Origin of the sequence: Nocardia sp. NPDC047038 (assembly GCF_040644075.1) — a bacterium.
GTDB classification, from domain to species: domain Bacteria; phylum Actinomycetota; class Actinomycetes; order Mycobacteriales; family Mycobacteriaceae; genus Nocardia; species Nocardia sichangensis.
On sequence record NZ_JBEYVQ010000004.1, the window covers coordinates 303138 to 322673 of the forward strand.

General features: G+C 66.1%; 18 protein-coding genes. 5 read left to right on the plus strand and 13 right to left on the minus strand.

The features are described 5' to 3' along the window. Window positions 1-77 precede the first annotated feature (77 nt). The 11 genes from ABZ824_RS17915 to ABZ824_RS17965 form a co-directional block, all read right to left on the minus strand. Entirely contained in the window at window positions 78-1220 is a 1143-nt protein-coding gene (locus tag ABZ824_RS17915; RefSeq protein ID WP_356964216.1) for an acyl-CoA desaturase, read from the minus strand. Window positions 1221-1665: 445 nt separating this feature from the next. Next, window positions 1666-3156 carry a glyceraldehyde-3-phosphate dehydrogenase gene (locus ABZ824_RS17920; protein WP_356964218.1) on the minus strand — a complete coding sequence of 497 codons (1491 nt, stop codon included), beginning with the start codon at window positions 3154-3156 and terminating at the stop codon, window positions 1666-1668. A gap of 138 nt (window positions 3157-3294) precedes the next feature. Continuing rightward, a complete protein-coding gene (locus ABZ824_RS17925) occupies window positions 3295-4533 on the minus strand; it encodes a VWA-like domain-containing protein (RefSeq protein WP_356964220.1) in 1239 nt (412 codons plus the stop codon). Beyond that, window positions 4530-5771, minus strand: a complete 1242-nt coding sequence (locus tag ABZ824_RS17930; RefSeq protein WP_356964222.1) for a MoxR family ATPase — start codon at window positions 5769-5771, stop codon at window positions 4530-4532. The genes ABZ824_RS17925 and ABZ824_RS17930 overlap by 4 nt, the downstream gene beginning before the upstream one ends. Window positions 5772-5827: 56 nt before the next feature. Further along, window positions 5828-7213, minus strand: a complete 1386-nt coding sequence (locus tag ABZ824_RS17935) for a hypothetical protein (RefSeq protein WP_356964224.1) — start codon at window positions 7211-7213, stop codon at window positions 5828-5830. A 455-nt stretch (window positions 7214-7668) separates the two neighbouring features. After that, on the minus strand, window positions 7669-7896 hold the full coding sequence (locus ABZ824_RS17940) for a hypothetical protein (RefSeq protein ID WP_356964226.1): 228 nt from the start codon (window positions 7894-7896) through the stop codon (window positions 7669-7671). 72 nt (window positions 7897-7968) lie between these two features. Then, complete coding sequence (locus ABZ824_RS17945; protein ID WP_356964228.1) at window positions 7969-8451, minus strand: nucleoside deaminase; 483 nt, start codon at window positions 8449-8451, stop codon at window positions 7969-7971. Between the two features lie 76 nt (window positions 8452-8527). Beyond that, complete coding sequence (locus ABZ824_RS17950) at window positions 8528-8833, minus strand: hypothetical protein (protein WP_356964230.1); 306 nt, start codon at window positions 8831-8833, stop codon at window positions 8528-8530. Between the two features lie 228 nt (window positions 8834-9061). Beyond that, entirely contained in the window at window positions 9062-9478 is a 417-nt protein-coding gene (locus ABZ824_RS17955; protein WP_356964232.1) for a Dabb family protein, read from the minus strand. Window positions 9479-9549: 71 nt separating this feature from the next. Next, on the minus strand, window positions 9550-10581 hold the full coding sequence (locus tag ABZ824_RS17960) for a medium chain dehydrogenase/reductase family protein (RefSeq protein WP_356964233.1): 1032 nt from the start codon (window positions 10579-10581) through the stop codon (window positions 9550-9552). Between the two features lie 73 nt (window positions 10582-10654). Further along, window positions 10655-11221 carry a TetR/AcrR family transcriptional regulator gene (locus ABZ824_RS17965; RefSeq protein ID WP_356964234.1) on the minus strand — a complete coding sequence of 189 codons (567 nt, stop codon included), beginning with the start codon at window positions 11219-11221 and terminating at the stop codon, window positions 10655-10657. A 146-nt stretch (window positions 11222-11367) separates the two neighbouring features. Here ABZ824_RS17965 and ABZ824_RS17970 point away from each other — a divergent pair, with 146 nt between their 5' ends. From ABZ824_RS17970 to ABZ824_RS17990, 5 genes are all read left to right on the plus strand, one after another. Then, window positions 11368-11814 carry a CBS domain-containing protein gene (locus ABZ824_RS17970; protein WP_356964235.1) on the plus strand — a complete coding sequence of 149 codons (447 nt, stop codon included), beginning with the start codon at window positions 11368-11370 and terminating at the stop codon, window positions 11812-11814. A 171-nt stretch (window positions 11815-11985) separates the two neighbouring features. Beyond that, complete coding sequence (locus ABZ824_RS17975) at window positions 11986-14178, plus strand: serine/threonine-protein kinase (protein WP_356964236.1); 2193 nt, start codon at window positions 11986-11988, stop codon at window positions 14176-14178. A gap of 71 nt (window positions 14179-14249) precedes the next feature. Next, the gene (locus ABZ824_RS17980) at window positions 14250-14810 is read left to right on the plus strand and encodes a hypothetical protein (RefSeq protein ID WP_355073815.1); all 561 of its coding nucleotides are present in this window, start codon (window positions 14250-14252) and stop codon (window positions 14808-14810) included. 18 nt (window positions 14811-14828) lie between these two features. Further along, window positions 14829-16163, plus strand: coding sequence for a peroxidase (locus ABZ824_RS17985; protein ID WP_356964237.1), 1335 nt, complete (start codon window positions 14829-14831; stop codon window positions 16161-16163). After that, the gene (locus tag ABZ824_RS17990) at window positions 16160-17176 is read left to right on the plus strand and encodes a hypothetical protein (protein ID WP_356964239.1); all 1017 of its coding nucleotides are present in this window, start codon (window positions 16160-16162) and stop codon (window positions 17174-17176) included. Before ABZ824_RS17985 ends, ABZ824_RS17990 begins: the two co-directional genes overlap by 4 nt. 107 nt (window positions 17177-17283) lie before the next feature. On the opposite strand, the gene ABZ824_RS17995 is transcribed toward ABZ824_RS17990, so the two are convergent. Beyond that, on the minus strand, window positions 17284-18516 hold the full coding sequence (locus tag ABZ824_RS17995) for a lipase family protein (RefSeq protein WP_356964240.1): 1233 nt from the start codon (window positions 18514-18516) through the stop codon (window positions 17284-17286). A gap of 134 nt (window positions 18517-18650) precedes the next feature. Then, a complete protein-coding gene (locus tag ABZ824_RS18000) occupies window positions 18651-19505 on the minus strand; it encodes an NAD(P)H-binding protein (RefSeq protein WP_356964241.1) in 855 nt (284 codons plus the stop codon). Window positions 19506-19536 lie beyond the last annotated feature (31 nt).

Genomic DNA, 19536 nt, shown 5'->3' on the forward strand with positions numbered 1-19536 from the left:
CCTGCTGTGCCGCCGGAACGAGCTGACCAGGCCAGAAGCCGGTAGATAGCGCTGTAATGGTTCAGCTGAGTGAGAAGTCAGTCGGGTCGACTGTCGGCTACCGCAGAAGATTGCGGGCCGGCGAGTCGGCCGACGGCGTGGAGGTGGCTCAGCGCTTGGCGGTAGGAGTCCAGGACGCTGGTCTCGCAGTAGGGCACCTCGAGTTCGACGCAGAACTGTTCGACCATCGGCTTGGCCCGGCGCAGGTTGGGCCGCGGCATGGACGGGAACAGGTGGTGCTCGATCTGGTAATTCAGTCCGCCGAAGGCGGCGTCGACGACTCGGCCGCCGCGGACATTGCGGGACGTGAGCACCTGCCGACGCAGAAAGTCTGTCGACTCGCCTTCGGCCAGTACCTCCATCCCCTTGTGGTTGGGCGCGAAAGTGCAGCCCATATAGAACCCGAACAGGCCCTGGTGCACAGCGATGAAGACGACCGCTTTACCCGGCGACAAGACCAGGAAGACCGCGGCGAGATACCCGGCGGCGTGTGCGGCCAACAGCGCGGCCTCCCAGACGCGGTTGGGTATAGCCCAGCGCAGCACCGCCCGGACACTCGCATAGTGCAGACTGCCTGCCTCGAGCAACAACATCGGAAAGAACAGCCAGGCTTGATAGCGGAAAATCAACCGCCGGATGCCTTTGCCGGTCCGTGCTCGATCGCCGGAATGGGCCAGCACCCCCATCACGTCCGGATCCGAACCCTCGGTGTTGGGGTGAGCGTGGTGGCGGTTGTGATTACTGACCCACCAGCCGATGCTCACCCCGATGCCGAGATTGCCCGTGATCACACCGAACAAGTAGTTGCCCCGCCGACCGGCGAAGATCTGTCGGTGCCCGGCATCATGACCGAGGAACGCGAACTGCGCGAATACCACCGCCAAGAAAGCGGCAACCACCAGCTGCCACCACGAGTCGCCGACCATGACGAACACCGCCCACCCGGCAGCGAACGCCACCGCGGTGACCGCACTCTTCCAGACGTAATACCGCAACCGCCGATCCAGTAGCCCGGCTTGGCGCACTCGACGCAGCAACACCGCATACTCGCTGCCACGCGCCGGTCGGTTTTCCTTGATCTCGGCGGTCGGCGACGAAGCAACCGGCGCTGCTTGCGGTCCGTCCCGATCGATCGGGTCATAGTCCGCGAGCGCGGTTGTCGTGACGGAGGAGGTCGGCATCGTCCGACCGGTAGAACTTTCGAGAACCACGGATTGCCTGCACATCCTGTTGTCACTGTTGGTCTCCGGGCTCGGACGTTGTCCTTCCATGCCCGGCGTCGACGACAGCAGGCTATCGGAAGTCGGCGCGGAAGACTCACCTGCCTCGAGAACTAGAGTGTCGCGATGAGACCACCGCGAGGTGAACGGATGTGCCGATCGACGACACATCCGCGTGACGATCGGGTCGCACAGACATCGGCAGGCGCGAGATAAGGAATTGTCCTAAGGCCGAGCCACTTCCGTGAGTGACACCGCGATGCGGTGGGGATTCTTCCACCTCGGCCGCTTCGCTCGGCAATACCGAGCGGTTCGGCGAGCTGCCGTCACAGCGGTAGTCGGCGCGGACCTGGACCAGCGGCGGCGTGCAGCGCCCGGGTGCCGACCGATATCTCGGTTGTGCGAGTTACCGAGCGTCGGTAGTAGTCAGCACGCGGGCGTCGGCGGTGCCGTCCAGCCGCGCGCCGGCCTGAGGATAGGTCGGGTACTCGATGCCCGAGATGTACTGCACCGTCCGCACCACCTGGCACGAGTAGCCGAATTCGTTGTCGTACCAGACATAGAGAATCGCGGTGTCACCCTCGACGATCGTGGCATTGGCATCGATGATCGACGCTGCGCGCGATCCGATGAAATCGCTGGAAACCACGTCCGTGGCGGCGGTGTAATCGAGGTTTCGGCTCAACGGCCCGGCGAGCGAAACCCCGCGCAAGTAAGCGAGCACATCGCTCTTCGTCGTCTCCCGCTGAAGCTGCAGGTTCAGAATCGCGACCGAAACGTCGGGGGTGGGAACACGAATCGAGTTGCCGGTGATCTTGGCCTTGAAATCCGGCATAGCCTTCGCGACCGCGGACGCGGCACCCGTTTCGGTGAGCACGAGATTGAACGGCGCGGAACGACCGCGCCGGTCCGCCTTGTGATAGTTGTCCAGCAAGTTCTGGTCGTTGGTGAACGAATGAACCGTCTCCACGTGCCCGCGGATGATGCCGTACTCGTCGTCCATGGCCTTGAGCGGCGGAACGATCGCGTTGGTCGTGCACGAGGCGCACGAGAAGATTTGCTGCGACAGGTCCAGGCCGCGATGGTTCACGCCGTGCACGATATTCGGGATATCGCCCTTACCGGGCGCGGTGAGAACGACTTTCGCGATGCCGGGGCGCAGATGCTGCGACAGCCCGTCCCGATCACGCCACCTGCCCGTGTTGTCGATCAGGATCGCGTTCGTTATCCCGTACTCGGTGTAGTCGATCGTCGTCGGATCATCGCTGTAGATGAACTTGATCGTGTTCCCGTTCGCGGTGATCGTGTCGTTGCCGGTATCGACCTTGATCGTGCCGTTGAATGCGCCGTGCACCGAATCCCTGCGAAGCAGCGACGCTCGCTTGTTCAGATCGTCGTCGCCTCCCTTGCGCACCACCACGGCACGCAGGTTCAGCCCGTTGCCGGATCCGGCCTTCTCGATGAGTAGGCGAGTGACCAGGCGACCGATGCGGCCGAAGCCATAGAGGACGACATCCCTCGGGCCCGGTGACTGAGCCTTGTTGCCGTTGGTCACCTCGGCCAGCACCGCCGCGGTGAACTCGCGGATCGACAGTCCGCGATCGTCGGCGCGATAGGTCATGACCAACTGACCGAGATCGATCTTGCAGGGCCCGAGATCCAGTTCACTGAGCACTCGCAGGAAGGGAAGAGTCTCGTCCACCGACAACTCCTCGCCTTCGATCTGCCGCGCGAAGCGGTGCGTCCGCAGGATGCTGATCACCGACTTGTTCACCAGCGACCGGCTGTGCAGCAGGATCGTCACGCCCTTGCCCCGATACAACGTGCCGATGATGGGAATCATCGCCTCGGCGGCGGCTTCCTGGGCGTTCCAGCGGTCGAGTTGTTCGGTAGTCAACGTAGGTCCTCGGATCTCCTCGATTTACACGCGTATCGATGCTAATCAGGGCCCCGATTTCACCGAGGCCGGATCCCCCCTCGTGAGATCGCCAGGTGGCGACCCCGAGCGAGCACCATCGTCCGAGCGGCAGGCGGCCTATCCGATATCGACTACTCGGGCCCATGCGGGAGGCGCGTCCGGAACGTAATCGGGGTCGTTTTCGCGCCACGAAGCGGCGTGCTGCCGACGGAACAGCCCTACCACCGTCCGGCACGGTGGCCGTGTGGTCGGCCAGGGTGTCTGGCCGTCGGTCAGCACCACGAGGACATCCGGGCGGGGGTGGGCCCGTATCGCCTTGGCGATGCCCGTGCGCAGGTCAGTGCCGCCGCCGCCCACCAGTGGTATCCGCTCGGCACGGCACAAGGGATGCACGATCCTCGCCGCCGCGTCGCACGCCAGCACGGTGACCAGGTCGCGGCGGCCGCCCACGGCACGGGCGATGGCGGCCACCTCGAGCAGCGCGCTGCCCAGTTCCGTATCACTGACCGACCCCGAGGTATCGATGAGCACCGAGACCCGAGGCGGCGTTCGCCGCAGACTCGGCAGCACTACGCCGGGCACCCCCGCCGAGCGCCGTGCCGGCCGGCCATAGGTGTAGTCCGCACCCGCACCGGCGACGCAGACCGCGGAGCGGAGAGCCGCTCCCAGCAGATCCCGCCACGGTTGCGGCGGATGGAACGCCTCTTCCGCCCAGCGCCGCCACCCTTTCGAGGCGTTCCCCGGACGGCCGATGATGCCCTGCGCCACCCGGAATCGGACGGCGTCTCGTTCGTGTTCGCTGAGTCCGTCCGCACCGTCGGGCCCGAGTTCCCATTCGCGTTCCAATCCGTCTGCGCCGCTGCCGCAGTCGAGCCACGCTATGCCCTGCGTAGCGGGTCCGAGCCGGAACTTGCGCAGGTAGTCCTCCATGAGCTCCCCCTCGGGCAACCCCAACGACTCGGGCGTGACAGCGTCATCGGGGCGGGTCAGCCCGTCGCCGAATGCGTCGTCGTTGATTTCGCAGTCCGCGGCGATGTTCATCCGCAGTCGTTCCGCCGGGCCGGTCACGTCGTGTTGCCGGGCGAAGCGGTCACTGCGACCGTGATGGTCGCGCAGCAGATGCGACACCTCGTGCACCCACACCCCGGCCAGATCCGCTACCGAAGTCCGGTCCACGAACGCAGGCGAGACGTAGCAGCGCCAGTGCCGGTCGACACCCATCGTCGGTACTCGGCGCGATTCGACGACGCACAGCGCGAACAGAGCGGTCGCCAAGTAGGGCCGGACCCTGGCGGCGTGCAAGCGGGCGGCGAAGAGCTTGTCGCGGTCCAGCGTCCGCAGCGCGTTCGCGGTCATCGGCCTGCCTTCGCCGCGACACGGCCCGCTGCCCGATCCGCTTCCGTGGACACCGATACCACTCCGGCGAGTTCCTCGATGGCCGCGGGCACGTCCCAGTCGTCCTGGCGCAGCGTCGCGAGAGTGGTTGCGGGAACGACGATCAGATCCGGCGCCCCGGTTTCCGAAGCCTTGACCAGAAGCGCCCATGCCGCATCCCAGCGGGATTTCTCCGGCCGTTTGCGGACCGCAGCCACAACGCCGTCGAGCACAGCCTGCCGCAGATCCCCCCGCTCGGGCAGGACGGCTCCCGCCGGGTCGGCGAGCAGTACTTCCGGGTCCGGGAGGTCCATCCGGTCCAAGCTCGCCAGCAGCTCGAAGCCCGGCCCGTCGCCAACAGTGCCTCGGACCAGCTGGGAAAGCACATCCCGGGATGAACCGGCCGCGGTGGCGAAGGCGATCAGCCGCAATGTCATCTCCCAGCTTCGAGGCGACGGCCAGGGACCGCCTCGGCGGGTTTCGGTGCTGGGGAGTTGATGCACGAGAGCGGGACGAGCCGCCAGGAGCGCACACACCGCTCGGCGCGCGAAAGCCACAGCCTCGCCCAATTTTTCGGAGGCCAGCCGCGGTAGTGTCGCGTGGGGCCAGGTCCCGCCGAGGCCGCGAACGACCACATCGTGATCGTGGGTCCATTGCAGATGCACGAACCGGTTGGCCAGCGGCGGGCTGAGTTCCCAGCCATCGGCCGCCGAGGATCGCGGATTGGCCGCGGCGACGATCCGGACACCGGGCGGCAGTTGCACGGTGCCGATCCGCCGCTCCAGGACCAGACGGAGCAGGGCGGCTTGCACGGCAGGCGGGGCGGTGGACAGTTCGTCCAGAAACAGCAGTCCGCGCCCGGTCCGGACGAGCCGTACGGCCCAATCCGGCGGAGCCATCGGGACTCCGTGTTCCGCGGGATCGTCCCCGATTATGGGTAGGCCCGAAAAGTCCGACGGCTCATGGACACTCGCGATCACCGTGGTCAGCGGCAGGTCCAGGTCGGCGGCGAGCTGGGTCAGGGCCGCGGTCTTCCCGATCCCTGGTTCACCCCATAGGAGAACCGGCAGGTCGGCGGCCACGGCCAGCGCCAAGGCCTCCAGTTGGTTATCGGGGCGCGGTTCGGTGGTTACCTCGCGGAGCAGACCCAGCAACTCGTCGGCCACATCGAGTTGGGCGGGGCGGGCCGGATCGGCGGCCGTACGGACAGCAGTAAGCATGTGTGATCACCTGAAGGGGTTGCGTTGTCGAGTGGATGTACAGCGAGGTCGCCGGGTCAGCGCGAGGTCGCGTTGCGTGGGTGCGCGCGGCGGTCGCGTGGACGGCGCACCGGAGGAACGCGCCCGATCCCTGGCTCGGACAGGCCCGCCTTGAACAGTCCATAGGTAATTCGTTGTCGCGCGAAGGTTTCCAGTTCGTCGCGCAGAGCACCGTCGCGCAGGACCGCGTCGGGACCGAGCAGTCCCGCTACGATGGCCAGCGCGCCGGCGGTGTCGCCATGGGCCAAACGCTCACGGACACCGACCAGACAGTCCGGATGACGGTGCGCCTCATCGATGGCCTGCAGGCAAGGCAGCGGAGTGCCGGTCAGGGCGACCAGCAGTTCCTCCCGCCGGATCTCGGCCTGGTTATGGTCCAGCGCGGCCAGGAACCCGTCGACCAGCCCGATCCTGTGCTGTTCTCCCCTGCACTGCACCAGGCGCGGTTGACCTGCCCGGTCCGGGACGCGTGGCGCATCGTTCGGCGAGTAGTCGGGTACCAGTGCCGAGGCGACCAGCGGATGCAGCCGATCGGCCGCTATCGCGCCGGCACGAAGCAGTGCCAGATCGGGCAGCACCCAGGTCGCCGCGTCGGGCAGGACGGGCAGCGCGGAGACGCCGCCAACCGGGTATCCCGACGCGATCCGCACCATGGACGGTCCAGAACCGTTTCCGTCCACGTCGAGAACCAACCGTTGCCGGGCCCCGAACCGCACCACGAAAGTACCGCTACGCCGTCCCTCGGCGTGGCGCAGCATCTCCGCCTCGGCCGCCCAGCGGTCGACGGCGCAGCGGCGGACCTGCGGCACCGCGGCGAGCAGTTCGGGGGCCGGCATCGCGCAAGTATCCCCGTGCCGCTCGGCCCCGGACCGTGTGCGCAGCTCGCCGGCTCTGCGCGCGTCCCACAAATGGCGATGGAGATCCAGGCGAAAACGCCGGTGTGGGCGAGGATGCGGATGGAGCCCGGTGGCGGACCCGTCCCACAGCGCGAGACTGATCCGCTGACCGGCGTCCGCCCAAGCCGGCGCGGTCCGGACTACAAGGTGCATGGGACGTGCGCCGGGCTGGTCCGGTGCCGTGTTGTACCGCGCCAAGGCGATGGTCAGACCCGGCCGCAACAACCCGTCCGGAGCGACTCTCGGCAGATGCCAGCGCAACAGGTCAGGAGCCAGATGGCGGAGATCGGCCCGGATTCGAGCCGCGAGTTCGTGCCCGTGGCTACGCGCCACCGACCGGACAGTGAAATCGACATCGAAGCCTGCCGCGGCACACGCGCCCGCCCAGTCCCCCACGCGACGGCGGGCGGTAGCAGTCTCGATCATGGAGGGCGGCACGGCGAATTCACGCACACGCAGCCAGAAGGAAAGGCGGGAGTCGTCCTCGTTCGCGATGTGAGTGAGCATCAGCACTCACCTTGTGCGAACGGAACCCCCAATCTTTGAACAGATGGAGTCATCATCGCGTTGATCATAACCTCCCGAACCGCCACCGGCCAGCCGAAGGGGCTCGGCGGCAGCATCGCCGAACCGCTTCCACCCCCACAAGCACCCGCCAGACCGGTTGGTGCAGTTGATGATCAGCTAGTTTCCGGTGATACATCGACGCCACATCCCCTGCGGCATCGCCCGGGGGACGACTGCACCAGCAGATCCAGTCGCCCGGATGCGCCACTCGAGCCGTACGGCAACCGCCTACCCAATGAATCAGCGAATGTGATTCGGGAACGGGAGGTTTCGAGTGCGGCCACCACCTCATCGACGAGGAGCCGGCGAACCTCTCCTGAATCCGCGCGAGAGCTATGCCGCTCGGAACGACCATCGCCTTCGCGCTCCGACAACTCAGCGACCGGGCACCGAGGTCATCGTCCGGTCGTCGGCAACGACCGTGCCCGCCCGTCCGGCGTGATGGTGGGGAAGATCGGATTCACGTCGGTGCCGATACGCTGTTCGACTCCCGACAGGATGCCGTCGGTGTGAATGCCGAAGCGCACCAACTTTCTGGGCAACAAGGTGGTCGCGTACAGACTGCGCCCGTCCGGGGAGACCTTGGCGCTGGACACGCCGTCGTCCGGACCGCCGAACGGCACAGCAGGACCACTCTGGACCGGAGTCCCGTCACCGCCGAGAACTGAACACCATTGCGGCTGAGTGGCGCCGCTTCAGCTGCGGAAAGCGTGCGCACGGTGGAGTGCCTCGATCGCGTCGGTGAGTTCGGCGACCGGTCCGTCGACCACGGCGTCCGGCACGACCTCGGTGATCGGCAGCGCCGCGACCCGGGCACGCGGGACACCCCATTCCGCCAGCCAGGACACCAATTGACCGGACGACACGGCGTACACGATCCGCCCCAGACCGACCCATCCGTGGCTCGCCGCGCACATCGGGCAGTGCTCGCCGGAGGTATAGACGGTGGCCGCGGCGCGCTCGTCAGGCGACAGATGTGCCGCGGACCAGCGAGAGATCTCGAATTCGGGATGACGTGTCGCGTCACCCGCCTTGATCCGGTTCCGATCCTCGAAGAGCACTTCCCCGTCGGCCGAGACCAGGAGCGAGCCGAACGGCTCGTCCCCGTCGTCGAGCGCCTCCCGGGCGAGTTCGACGCAGCGGCGCAGGTGCGAAAGGTCCTCGGCAGTGATGGTCATAGCATCATCCTGGTAGCAGAAAGCGGGTGGGCCTTGCCGGAATCGACAAGGTCCACCCGCCGACGCGGTCGATCAGCTATCGCATCGGCGCCGGTCCGCATTCCTTGCCCATCAAATCGGGGAGGTGCGCCCATCCGGACGAGCAGTTCATGACCTCGCCGCCGTTCACCTGGAACGGCTGCGTGATCTCTCCACTCGCGGGCGCACCGTTGGACGGCGTGCAGTCCATAGCGGTCACCCTGCCTTCCCACACCGGTGAATGGGACGAACAGGTGTAGTTCCACATCTCCTGCGCCGTGGCGGTCGGCGGACAGAACAACAGCGCCGCCGCGGCGGCGAAGAACGGGGGAAGACCCAAACGAACGAGGCGTGTGGCTTTCATGACGATCTCCTTGTCCTGGTTCCGTGCGGTCTGAATCGGTAACCGTCCCGGACGAACAGTCCGAGTGGTAGCGAGCAGAAACTGCTTGGTGCTCAGGAGAGAACGTGCACACTGCGACAAGGACGCTACCCCCGGGATATCCGACCTGATGCGGAATGCCGATCGCTGTGACCATTCGGATATGGTGGCGACCGTCTCGGCTGCCGAGCCGGGCGCAAGCCGAGCAGCTCAGTGGGCATGCTTGCCGGGCGCGGCGCTGCCGCGGTACTCCCCGAGACCGGAGACGAGCTTCATGATCTCGGGCATGCCGTCGTAGCGGCGCCGGTGCAGCGCCGCGATCCTCGCGCCCATGTCGGGGTCCGGTTCGTCGGTGATATCGAAGGAGACGAACTTGTCGACCAAGGGCAGTCCGATCCGGTCGGTATGCAGGTGCGCCGGATGAATCAGGTACTCCCAATAACCGTCGAGGTCGTCGAGGGCGAAAACGGCGCCCCATTCGTACTCGCCGCCGTGGTCGCGACCGACGCTGAAGTGCCGTACGGACGGGATGACACGGCCTTGATTGCGCAGGCTGTCCAGCGCCTCGTCCAGCTGCTCCTGCGTAACGCCGGTCTTCAGGGTGAGTCGATTGCAATGGTAGATCATGTTTTTCAGCCTTTATGTCGGGTGAACTCGTGGAAAAAGCCGGCGACCATCGGGGGTTGAAGGGCCGTGGTTCACGGTTCCAGCACAACCTTGCCGACCACCGTGCCCGACTCCGCGAGCCGCACCGCCTCGGCGACCTCGGTGAGCGGCAACCGTGCGGCGACCTGTCCCCGCAATGACCCGGCCACCGCGAGATCGAACACCTGCCCGAGGTCCTCGGCGATCCGGGCGCGGAAGGCCGCGGCGTCGTGCTTGCCCGCCCACAGATTGAAGAAGTGCGCTCTGCGCTTGTTCGGCACCGCGTTCCACAGTTGCAGCCGGGCGAGCAGTTTCAGCACGGGAAGCCGGGAATCGCCTTCGACGTCGCGGGTAGCCGCGGTGCCGTAGGACACCAGGGTGCCACCGGGCGCGAGCAGCCGGAAGGAGTCCACGATGCCGGGGCCGCCGACGTGGTCGAACACCGCGTCAACACCGTTCGGCGCCAGCGCCCGGACCTGGGCGGTCACGTCGCCGCGGTAGTCCACCCACTGCGCGCCGAGCGCCCGGACCGCGTCCGCGTTGCGGGCCGACGCGGTGCCGATCACCGCGATACCGGCCGCGCGGGCCAGCTGCACCAGCGTGGAGCCGACGCCGCCGTTCGCGCCGTGCACCAGAATCGTCGCACCGCGCCGGGTTCCGGCGACCCGGTGCAGCATCTGCCACGCGGTGATCCCGTTGACGACCAGCGTCTCCGCTTCTGCCGGGTCGAGCCCGTCCGGCACCGGCACCAAGTCGGCGGCGTCCAGCAGCACGTGGCTGCGCCAGCCGCCGGTCTTGGTGAGCGCGGCGACCCTGCGGCTCCGCAGCGCCGCGTCCACTCCCGAACCCACAGCGACGACCTCGCCGACCAAGTCGTAGCCGGGCACGAACGGGAACGGCGGCTGGTCGTAGTACTTGCCACGCCGCATCTGCTGCTCGGCGAAGGAGACCCCAGTGGCCTCTACCCGCACCAGCGCCTGCCCCCGACCGGGTGGCGGCAGTTCGCGCTGCCGCACCCGCAGTCCGCTCGGTTCGACTTTGCCGGGCAACACGATCTCGGTAACTGTCACGTTCGGTGTGCTCATCTCGGAACCTCCTAGTGTGTGATTGATCAATCACTCTGTGGGTAAGCGGCGATTTCGCCGCTCAGGACGTCGATTACATGCGGTTCGGGTGCCGGATCCCCTGGGTGAGCATTGCCGCCCACTCTCCTGCGCTCGCGTCGATGTCGAGCGTGGTGATCAGATGACAGAGCTGGCCGTAGGCGATGAAGCGCTGGACCTGCTCGGCGCTGCCGCCGGACCGCTCCGCGGCGAACGCGGTGACCCGTTCGAGCCCGCTGCGCATAGCGGCGGCGATTTCCGGGATGTCGGCCGCGGATTGGGCGTGCACCTGCACCATGAGCAGTCTGTTGTCCGCGATGAGTTCGGCGTAGGCGCCACCCATTCGATACAGGATCGCATCCGGGTCGGTCTCGCCCGGCCGGGACGCACCGGCCGACAGCGCTTCCTCGATCAGTTCGAAGGCGCGATCGAGCGCGGCGACGAACAGCGATACCTTGCCGGGGAACAACTTGAAGACGTACGCGGGCGAGATCGATGCGCGTGCCGCGACGCTCGTGATCGGCGTGCCGTGATAGCCGGTGCGGGCGAACTCGTCGATCGCGGCGTCGACGACGGCCTCGCGCCGGAGTTCCGCGGTGGAAAGAGTGGCACGTCTGCTCATGTGAGTGACTGTACACTCACTCCTCGACGTCGTGCAACAGCGCCCGAGGCGGTCGCCAGATGACCTTCTGCCCTGTCGATACCTTCGCCGCCGTCGAATGATGATCGGAGTAGCGAACACGCCACCGTAATAGAAGGAGATGCATCATGACGACCGCGCGGACCATCATGCGGCCCGACGTACAGCACATCAGTGTTCGAGAAACCATGGACGCAGCCGCCCAGCGGATGCGGCAGCTCGACATCGGCGCACTGCCCATCTGCGACGGCGAATGCCGTCCCGTCGGCATAGTCACCGACCGGGATATCGTCGTGAAGGTGGTCGGTGTCGGCGCGAATCCGAAGACCACCACCGCCGGCGAATTGGCGCAGGGCGCCGACCGACTCCACACCGTCGATATCGACACCGACGTGCGCGACGTGCTGGTCCTCATGGAGCAGCAGCGGATCCGTCGGCTCCCGGTCACCGACAACGGCATGCTGGTCGGCATCATCACCGAGGCCGATCTGGCCCGCAATCTGGCCGATAGCACCGTCGGCGAATTCGTCGAGGCGGTCTGCGCGGCCCACCTGCCCGCCACCGAGAAAGTGTGAGGATCCGACACGTCGGCCAGCCCGTCGAAGACTGTCTCGAATAGGTGCAACGCGGGCAGCAGCGCGAGAATGATGCAGTAGGAATGCCGAGGTCGATATCATGGATAGGCGACCTTTTCACGATGCTGATCCTCCATAGCGAACGCGATTCATCCGTGCGGGAGGTGGTCGGTGAACGGCATAGCGTTCGGTCGCTACCGGTTGCACGAGTTGATCGGTGAAGGCGGCATGGGCCAGGTATGGCGGGCCTACGACACCGCTACCGACCGCATTGTGGCGATCAAATTGCTGCCCGAGCGCTGCGCGATTGATCCCAGCTTCCGGGAGCGATTCCGACGCGAGGCCCACGACACCGCTCAACTGCGGGAACCACATGTGGTTCCGATCCACGGCTACGGCGAGATCGAAGGCCACCTCTATCTCGATATGCGCCTGATCGACGGCGACGACGCCAGAACACTGCTCAACCGCGATGGTGCGATGGAGCCGGTGACAGCGGTTGGGGTGATCTCCCAAGTCGCGGCGGCACTGGATGCGGCGCACGCCCAAAGTTTGGTGCACCGCGACGTCAAACCGTCCAACCTGTTGGTCACCGATACCGGCTTCGTCTATCTGATCGACTTCGGTATCGCGCGCTCGGCCAGCAATACCCCGCTGACCAGCACCAGCACGATGATCGGAACCTTGGCCTACATGGCTCCGGAGCGATTCACCAGCGGGGTCGCCGACGCTCGGTCCGACGTATATGCCCTTACCTGTGTGTTGTGCGAATTCCTGACCGGAATACCGCCCTACCCGAGCACCAGCACGGAACAACAGGTCGCGGCGCACCTGACCGCAGCTCCCCCGGCGCCGAGCATGCGGCGGCTCGACCTACCGGTCGGGTTCGACGATGTCATCGCCCGGGGCATGGCGAAAGACCCGGACGACCGCTACCAGACCGCCGGAGAGCTGGCAGCCGCCGCCGAACACGCTCTCACCACTGCCCCTGCGGTTGCCGCCGGAAGCACCCCCCGAGCCGGCCCCACTTCGGTGCCCCCCGGCTTCGGAGGTCTCAGCGATCGGCCCGGGACGTCGCCGCCGGTACCCTCCACAGAGCCGTACGCGGAGCAAAAGTCCACGATCAACGCTGGACCTTCCGTGGATCTGCCCGGCCTTCAGCCCATAGGACCCGAATCGGGCGGGATCCGACGGGGCGGCACCGCACCGCCTCGACGTAAACGGCCTGTCGTGCGGGTAGTGGTGGCCGTGGTCGCCGCGTTCATCGCCGCGGCCCTAGGAGCGGGTATTTGGTGGCTGACCCGGCCATCGAAGCCCGAAGTCGCTTTCGACGGCAAATACGAAGTCACCTACACGCCCAAAACTCTCAATGGGAAGCCGGACAACAGTCCCCCACAAGAAAGGATATGGTCAGTCCGATCCGACTGCCCGTCGCACGGCGAACGCTGCGTGGCCTCGATAACCAGCCAGAGCACGTCCGAGCGGGAGACAGCCCCGGCCAAGTTCAGCGCGGACTATCGCGACGGCACGTGGACGATCACAAGAGACATACGGGCCCGCCCCGACCCCGATTGCGAAAGTCCGATCACCAAGGTGCCGCAGAACGTCCCGGCATGGCAGCGACTCGAATTCCGACCCGGCATCCCGGCGTGGACCGGAAACTCCCTCAGTTTCGTCGGCGGCCCTTGCGCATACACCCAACAACAAGAGATGAAGCTTTCCCGCGCCGGCGAGATCGATCCGAAGGTCGACGTCGTCCCTCCCGAAACCATCCCCGACCGCGGTCCCAGCCCGACCATCGCGCCGATCAGCGGCGCCTACGACGTAACCATCACATATACCGCGACACCAGGCGTTCCCAATCCCCCACCGCCGAACAAGTTCCGGCAGCAATACAACACCCTGTGCATGCGTGAGGGCGACCGCTGCGCCGCAACGACGGACACAAATTCCGGCACAGATCCGCGCAAAGATCCTCGCGCCGTCTTCGCTCCGATGTTGAGGCTCGAAGGGGGGGTCTGGCGGGCCGATTACAGCATCCCCTATCCCTGCTTCGCGGAATCGAACGAGCCGCACACCATCGCGACATTCAATTGGGATTTGTTCGCGTCCGACGTGGGCCCCGACCCCACCGAATTCTTGACCGGTACATGGACCCGCGAGAAATCGGATCCTTGTCCCGAGACCAGCCGTGCCACGGTCGAAATGCGGCGGGTCGGCTCGACCGGCGGGCGGCCCGCTGTCGCAGGCAGCGATGCGGACCAGCAGCCCCATCCATCCCCGGCTCCAGCGATCGTCGCAATCCGCTTACCCAAGGGAAGCGATGAATTTCGAGACCCACACCTCGGACAAACGATCAGATAACAACGACGAGAGCGGTTCGGCCAAGGAATTTCAGCTCGCTCCGCGCCGCACCGCTCGAGATGGAGGCGGACATGACCACAGGCGATGCTGATTGGTCCAGGCCGGCGGCGATGGCCCTGCCGAAGGAGGGGTTCTTCGAGCTCGAGCAAGGCCGGTACGGGCCGATCTTTCCCCGCACACCCGCCAATTACGGCTTCTCGATCATCGCGCGGGTCAAACCCGGCCGCGAGGAGGCGATCCGGGAGTACGGCAAGCAAATCGAGGCCGCGGTCGCCGAAGATCCCACTGTGCTGGCGCCGCTCCGGCTGCATTACTTGCGGTGGGTACTGTTCGACATCGGCGACGGGTTGTGTTTCCAATATCAGGGGATCTTCGATACCGACTTCGACAAGTACGTCGAGGATGCTATCGCCTTGTTCCTGTCGACCGGCATCACAACCGTATTCGTGAACCTCGAAGGGTTCCCCGAAGACTGGAAGACCAATACCGATGCGGTGGTCGAGTTCTTTCGTGAGCATCAATTCCCGAGCTTCCTGGAGTACGGTGAATACCCCTATGTGACCGCGGACGAGGTCAAGAAGGCGCTGCGTGTGAAGGCGGCATTTTCCGACATGCTCGACCAGATGCAGTAGCGACCGAGAGGTTTGCTGATGCTCGAACTCGACGACATCCAGCACATTCTGCTGACCCGCGTCCCCGCGCTGACCGGACGCTACGAGTTCCTGTCGTTCGCCGGTGCCGCTGGTGGGCGGGCGTGGCTGTCGGCCATGGTCGACCGCGTGGCCTCGGCTGCCGACGCACAACGCTCCGTGACCACCGACCGCCGATGGGTGACACTCGCGTTCACCTGGACCGGCCTACGCGCACTCGGCGTGCCCGAACAGTCACTGGCAACGTTCCCCGAGGAGTTCCGCCAGGGCATGGCAGCGCGGGCCGCCATCCTGGGCGACACCGGGACCGATCACCCCGACCATTGGGTCGGTGGATTGGCGGGCGACGATCTACACGCGATCGCGATCCTGTTCGCCCACGACGACGCCGAACGCGCTCGCTGGGTGCACGAGCACCACCAGCTGGTCGGCCGCTGTACCGGAGTGACGGTGCTGTCGTCGCTGGACCTCGCGGCCGTTCCGCCGTTGGAGTATCCGCACGACCATTTCGGCTACCGCGACAGGTTGTCGCAGCCGGTGATCGAAGGCTCCGGTGAGCAGCCCACACCGGGCACGGGTGCCCCGATCAAGGCCGGCGAGTTCATCCTGGGATATCCCGACGAGGACGGTCCTCCGGTGGGATTGCCGCAACCGGAGGTGTTGTCGCGCAACGGCAGCTACATGGCCTACCGGCGCTTACAAGAACACGTCGGGCGATTCCGCGAGTTCCTGGCCGAGCACACCGACACCCCGGAGGAACAGGAGTTGCTGGCCGCGAAACTCATGGGCCGCTGGCGCAGCGGCGCCCCTCTGGTGCTCGCCCCCGAGCGGGACGATCCCGAACTCGGGGCAGATATGCGGCGAAACAACGATTTCAACTACAAACAGATGGACCCCTACGGGTACGCCGTGCCTTTGGGCTCGCACATCCGCAGGCTGAATCCGCGCGACACCGCGGTGAACATGCAGCGGCGGCGCATGATCCGCCGCGGCGCCACCTACGGACCGCACCTCCCCGAAGGCGTTTCCGAGGACGGCGCCGAGCGCGGAATCGCGGCCTTCGTGCTGTGTGCCAGCCTGGTGCGCCAATTCGAATTCGCCCAGAACGTGTGGATCAACGACAAGACGTTCCACGAACTCGGCAACGAGCGGGATCCGATCATCGGCAACCAAGACGGCACCCTGGAATACAAGATCCCCAAACGTCCGATCCGCAAGACCATCAGAGGATTACCGGCGTTCACAACTCTCAGGGGTGGCGCGTACTTCTTCATGCCCGGTGTTCGCGCACTGCGCTACCTCTGCACCCCTACCGACAACGAGGTGGCACCATGAGCACCGTCACCCAGGCACGCACCTACAACCAATCTCAGCTGCCACGCACCTACACTCCCGGCAGACGCCGGTTGAGCATCTACTGGACGTGGAGTTATCCCTGGGAAGCCCAGCGCGATCCCGCCGCGCTCGACAACCGTTTCTCCACCATGACCGAGGTGCGCCAAGCGGCTTGGCCTGCCTACGAGACGCCCGAGTACGACGCCGCGCACTTTCTGCAAGGGATCGCCGGAACGCTGGAATTGTTCCACCGCTCCACCCTCACCTTCCAGCAGATCGCCGGAGAGGCCACCGGTCACCCCGTAGCGGTCTTCCAGCGCATCGATCAAGCCGGGTTCGAACTGCCCCTCGACGAACGCATTCTGGCCGACACCGATACCCTCATGATCTTCGGCCTCGACCACGTTCTCGGTCAGGCAGAAGCCGCGCCCGACGAGATCGCGGCCCTCGACGAATGGCTGCGACGCGAAGGCACCTGTCTGCTTTTGGCGCCTCATCACGACGTGGGTTGCACCGACGACCTCCAGCAACGCCAAGTCGAATACCAGCACCACGGCGACCCGCTGGTGCCGCGCCAACAACGTTTCAGCGCCTACACCCGCTCACTGATGAAAGCCCTCGACGTTCCGGTGCACAACATGTACGGACTCCGACCCGCCGTCGCCGAAGGCACGAAATCCATTGCGCCCCTGTCCACATTTCCTGACCTCGACGACTTGCACCTGCTCGACAACGTCACCACATTCAACTTCCACCCCCACCTCCCGCACTATCACCTCACCGCACCCGCAAGCGCATCCGTGCGCCTGCTCGCCCGGCAACCCATCGACCTCGACCGACCCCACCCCTTCACCGCCGAAGGCAACACCGAATTCAACACCCTGATCTGGCTGCCGCCCACCGACCGACGCGCAGGCGACATCGTCATGATCGACTCCACCAACTTCACCACCTTGTTCGGAGGAACCGAAAGCCTCATCAACCTCTGGCGCAATTTCGCCCTCATGAAGTGACCGCGCACCACACCGACGCGGTCTACCTCCTGCCGGCCAGGGGCCATCCGCCCACGGCGTTCGGCGGCCATCTGCCGCAGTTCCGCTTCGCTACGTGGGCGTCGATGTCAGCAATTGGTAGGGGCGAGCTCGCCGCGGGCCCGGCCTTCGAGCCACAGCAGCACCGCAGGCGCACCCAATACCGCAGGAGCCAAATGTTCCAGCGCGGAGGGCAGTTCAACCGACGGCACCAGCACCGTCTGCACCCGCACCCCGGCCGCGCACCAGCGGCGGACGGTATTCTCGATCGCACCGAGGGGAATCTGCTGGTCCTTCGGCGAATGCCATTCGAGGATCGGGTTTTCCGGCATCCCGGGATAGAGTTCCAGGCTGTTCTCCTCCACCACCGAACGGGCTTCGCGGCTGTCGACGATCGAGGTGTTGTCGAGGTACTCCCGAGCGCTGCCGTCGACGCCCGCGGTGAGGATGTCGTTGCTGCAACTGTTGGCCATGTCCTGAGCTACCGCGAGGCCGCGCGGGTTGAGATACGAGCTCGTCGGCAGTCGGTCCGGGTACTCCCGCTCCAGACCGATCGCCGCCGCCATGGCCAACCCGAACGAGGGGTGCCGGTCCAGGCCCAGTGTCTCGGCCATCGTCATCAGATTCATCGGGGCACCACCGATGGCCGCACCCGCGAGTTTCAGCTCCGGTGCGTATGTCGGCTGCAACGCGGCCGCCCATGCGGTGGCCAGGCCACCGCCGGAATAACCGGCCATGACCGCGGGGCTGTGCTCCACGGCGAGTGCGGGTAGCCGCTTCACCGCACGGATGCCGTCCAATACGACCTGGCCACCCAAACGCGCTGCCCCGAGAGCGAACTGCGGTCCGAGGTGGTCCGGCAGCGCCACAGTCCAGCCCTGCGCCAGCGCCACGTTCAAGATCGGCGTGGTCGCCACCAGGTTCAGATCGTCGCTGTACAGCTTGTGCGATATCGCGCAGCCGGTGCCGAGCGCGTTGATGAAATGCTGATACGACAACAGCGGCCCGCCGGTCTGTCGGGCGAAGGGAGTCAGAACCGTCGTAGTCGCCGCGATCGGCGCTCCATGCGAGTCGGTAGACCGGAACTTGACCAGCGTGACAGTGGCTGCGGGGAAGATCGCCAGCGCAGGCAGTGCCCGCACACCCAGCACATCCCCTGCTTCGTGTGCCGCCAGATTCGCCGGGGCGGCATAGAACGGGTCCGGATCGGGCAGTGGATACAGCGGTTGCGCGGTGGCCGTCGTCGCCAAGAACAGCCCGAGTGCCACACCGCCGATCGCACCGCTGCGCCTGCTGCCGGGCAAAAGAAACCGCCGGATCACGATTTTCTACCTCCAGTAGTTCGCGGCATTTGTCGACCAGCCAGCCTGCATTCAAATCCGGCGCTGCGGGCTGACCTTCCGCGACACGCCGCACGAAAATCTGAAACGCCAGGAATCGAGATGTGCACGCGCTGTCACACAGGCGCGAAGTCGGCAAGGTGTCGGGTGGCCCACTCGCGGAACGAGGTCGGCCGCACGCCGGTGACTTCTTGCACCGTCGGATGCACGACGGAGGTGAACGACTCCAGTGCGGTGGCGCGCAGTGCCATGATGGCGTCGGCCATGATCTCGGAAAGTCCGTGGTCCAAGATCGCCTGACGGGCGGCGGCGGGCTCGACTTCCAGGAACCGTAGCGGCCTGCCCAGCACGTCGGCGAGTACGGCGGTCATCTCGGCGGGGGTCAAAGCCTCCGGTCCGCTGAGCCGGTAGGTTCGCCCGTCATGACCGTCGGTGGTGAGCACGGTGGCGGCGACGGAGGCGATGTCGTGTTCGTCGACGACCGCGATGCGGCCGTGACCATAGGCGGCGAACACGCTGTCGCGGTTCCGGATCGAGTCGGCCCAGTGCAATGCGTTGGCCATGAACCCGAGCGGGCCGAGGATCGTCCACGGAATGCCGCTGTCGCGCAGTGCCTGTTCACCGCGGCGATGCCAGCTCGGGATGGGGTCGGTCGCGGTGTCGTCGCCGGTACGCCCGGAGGACAGCTTGACGACGTGCGCGACATCGGCGCGTGTGGCTTCGCGAATCAGGTTCGCGTCGTGGGTTGGGATGTCGGGGCCGGTGGAAAGCAGGAACACGCGGTCCGCCCCGCGCAGCGCCGCGGCGATGCTGCCGCGATCACCCAAGTCGCCCGCGACGACGTCGACGGCAGCGGGAAGACCGGCGGCGGCGGGCCGACGGGTCATCGCGCGCACGGGCACCTTCGCGGCGACGAGTCGGTCGACGAGCGAGCGGCCGACAGTGCCGGTGGCGCCGGTAACCAGAATCATGAGAGTCCCTTCAGTGGATCGTTGTCGTCGC

Coding starts and splice junctions, on each gene's coding strand:
- ABZ824_RS17980 (WP_355073815.1), top strand. CDS start 14,250: ATGACCACAGGCGATGCTGATTGGTCCAGGCCGGCGGCGATGGCCCTG.
- ABZ824_RS17935 (WP_356964224.1), bottom strand. CDS start 7,213: ATGCTCACTCACATCGCGAACGAGGACGACTCCCGCCTTTCCTTCTGG.
- ABZ824_RS17925 (WP_356964220.1), bottom strand. CDS start 4,533: ATGACCGCGAACGCGCTGCGGACGCTGGACCGCGACAAGCTCTTCGCC.
- ABZ824_RS17960 (WP_356964233.1), bottom strand. CDS start 10,581: ATGAGCACACCGAACGTGACAGTTACCGAGATCGTGTTGCCCGGCAAA.
- ABZ824_RS17970 (WP_356964235.1), top strand. CDS start 11,368: ATGACGACCGCGCGGACCATCATGCGGCCCGACGTACAGCACATCAGT.
- ABZ824_RS17945 (WP_356964228.1), bottom strand. CDS start 8,451: ATGACCATCACTGCCGAGGACCTTTCGCACCTGCGCCGCTGCGTCGAA.
- ABZ824_RS17985 (WP_356964237.1), top strand. CDS start 14,829: ATGCTCGAACTCGACGACATCCAGCACATTCTGCTGACCCGCGTCCCC.
- ABZ824_RS17915 (WP_356964216.1), bottom strand. CDS start 1,220: ATGCCGACCTCCTCCGTCACGACAACCGCGCTCGCGGACTATGACCCG.
- ABZ824_RS17930 (WP_356964222.1), bottom strand. CDS start 5,771: ATGCTTACTGCTGTCCGTACGGCCGCCGATCCGGCCCGCCCCGCCCAA.
- ABZ824_RS17965 (WP_356964234.1), bottom strand. CDS start 11,221: ATGAGCAGACGTGCCACTCTTTCCACCGCGGAACTCCGGCGCGAGGCC.
- ABZ824_RS18000 (WP_356964241.1), bottom strand. CDS start 19,505: ATGATTCTGGTTACCGGCGCCACCGGCACTGTCGGCCGCTCGCTCGTC.
- ABZ824_RS17990 (WP_356964239.1), top strand. CDS start 16,160: ATGAGCACCGTCACCCAGGCACGCACCTACAACCAATCTCAGCTGCCA.
- ABZ824_RS17950 (WP_356964230.1), bottom strand. CDS start 8,833: ATGAAAGCCACACGCCTCGTTCGTTTGGGTCTTCCCCCGTTCTTCGCC.
- ABZ824_RS17955 (WP_356964232.1), bottom strand. CDS start 9,478: ATGATCTACCATTGCAATCGACTCACCCTGAAGACCGGCGTTACGCAG.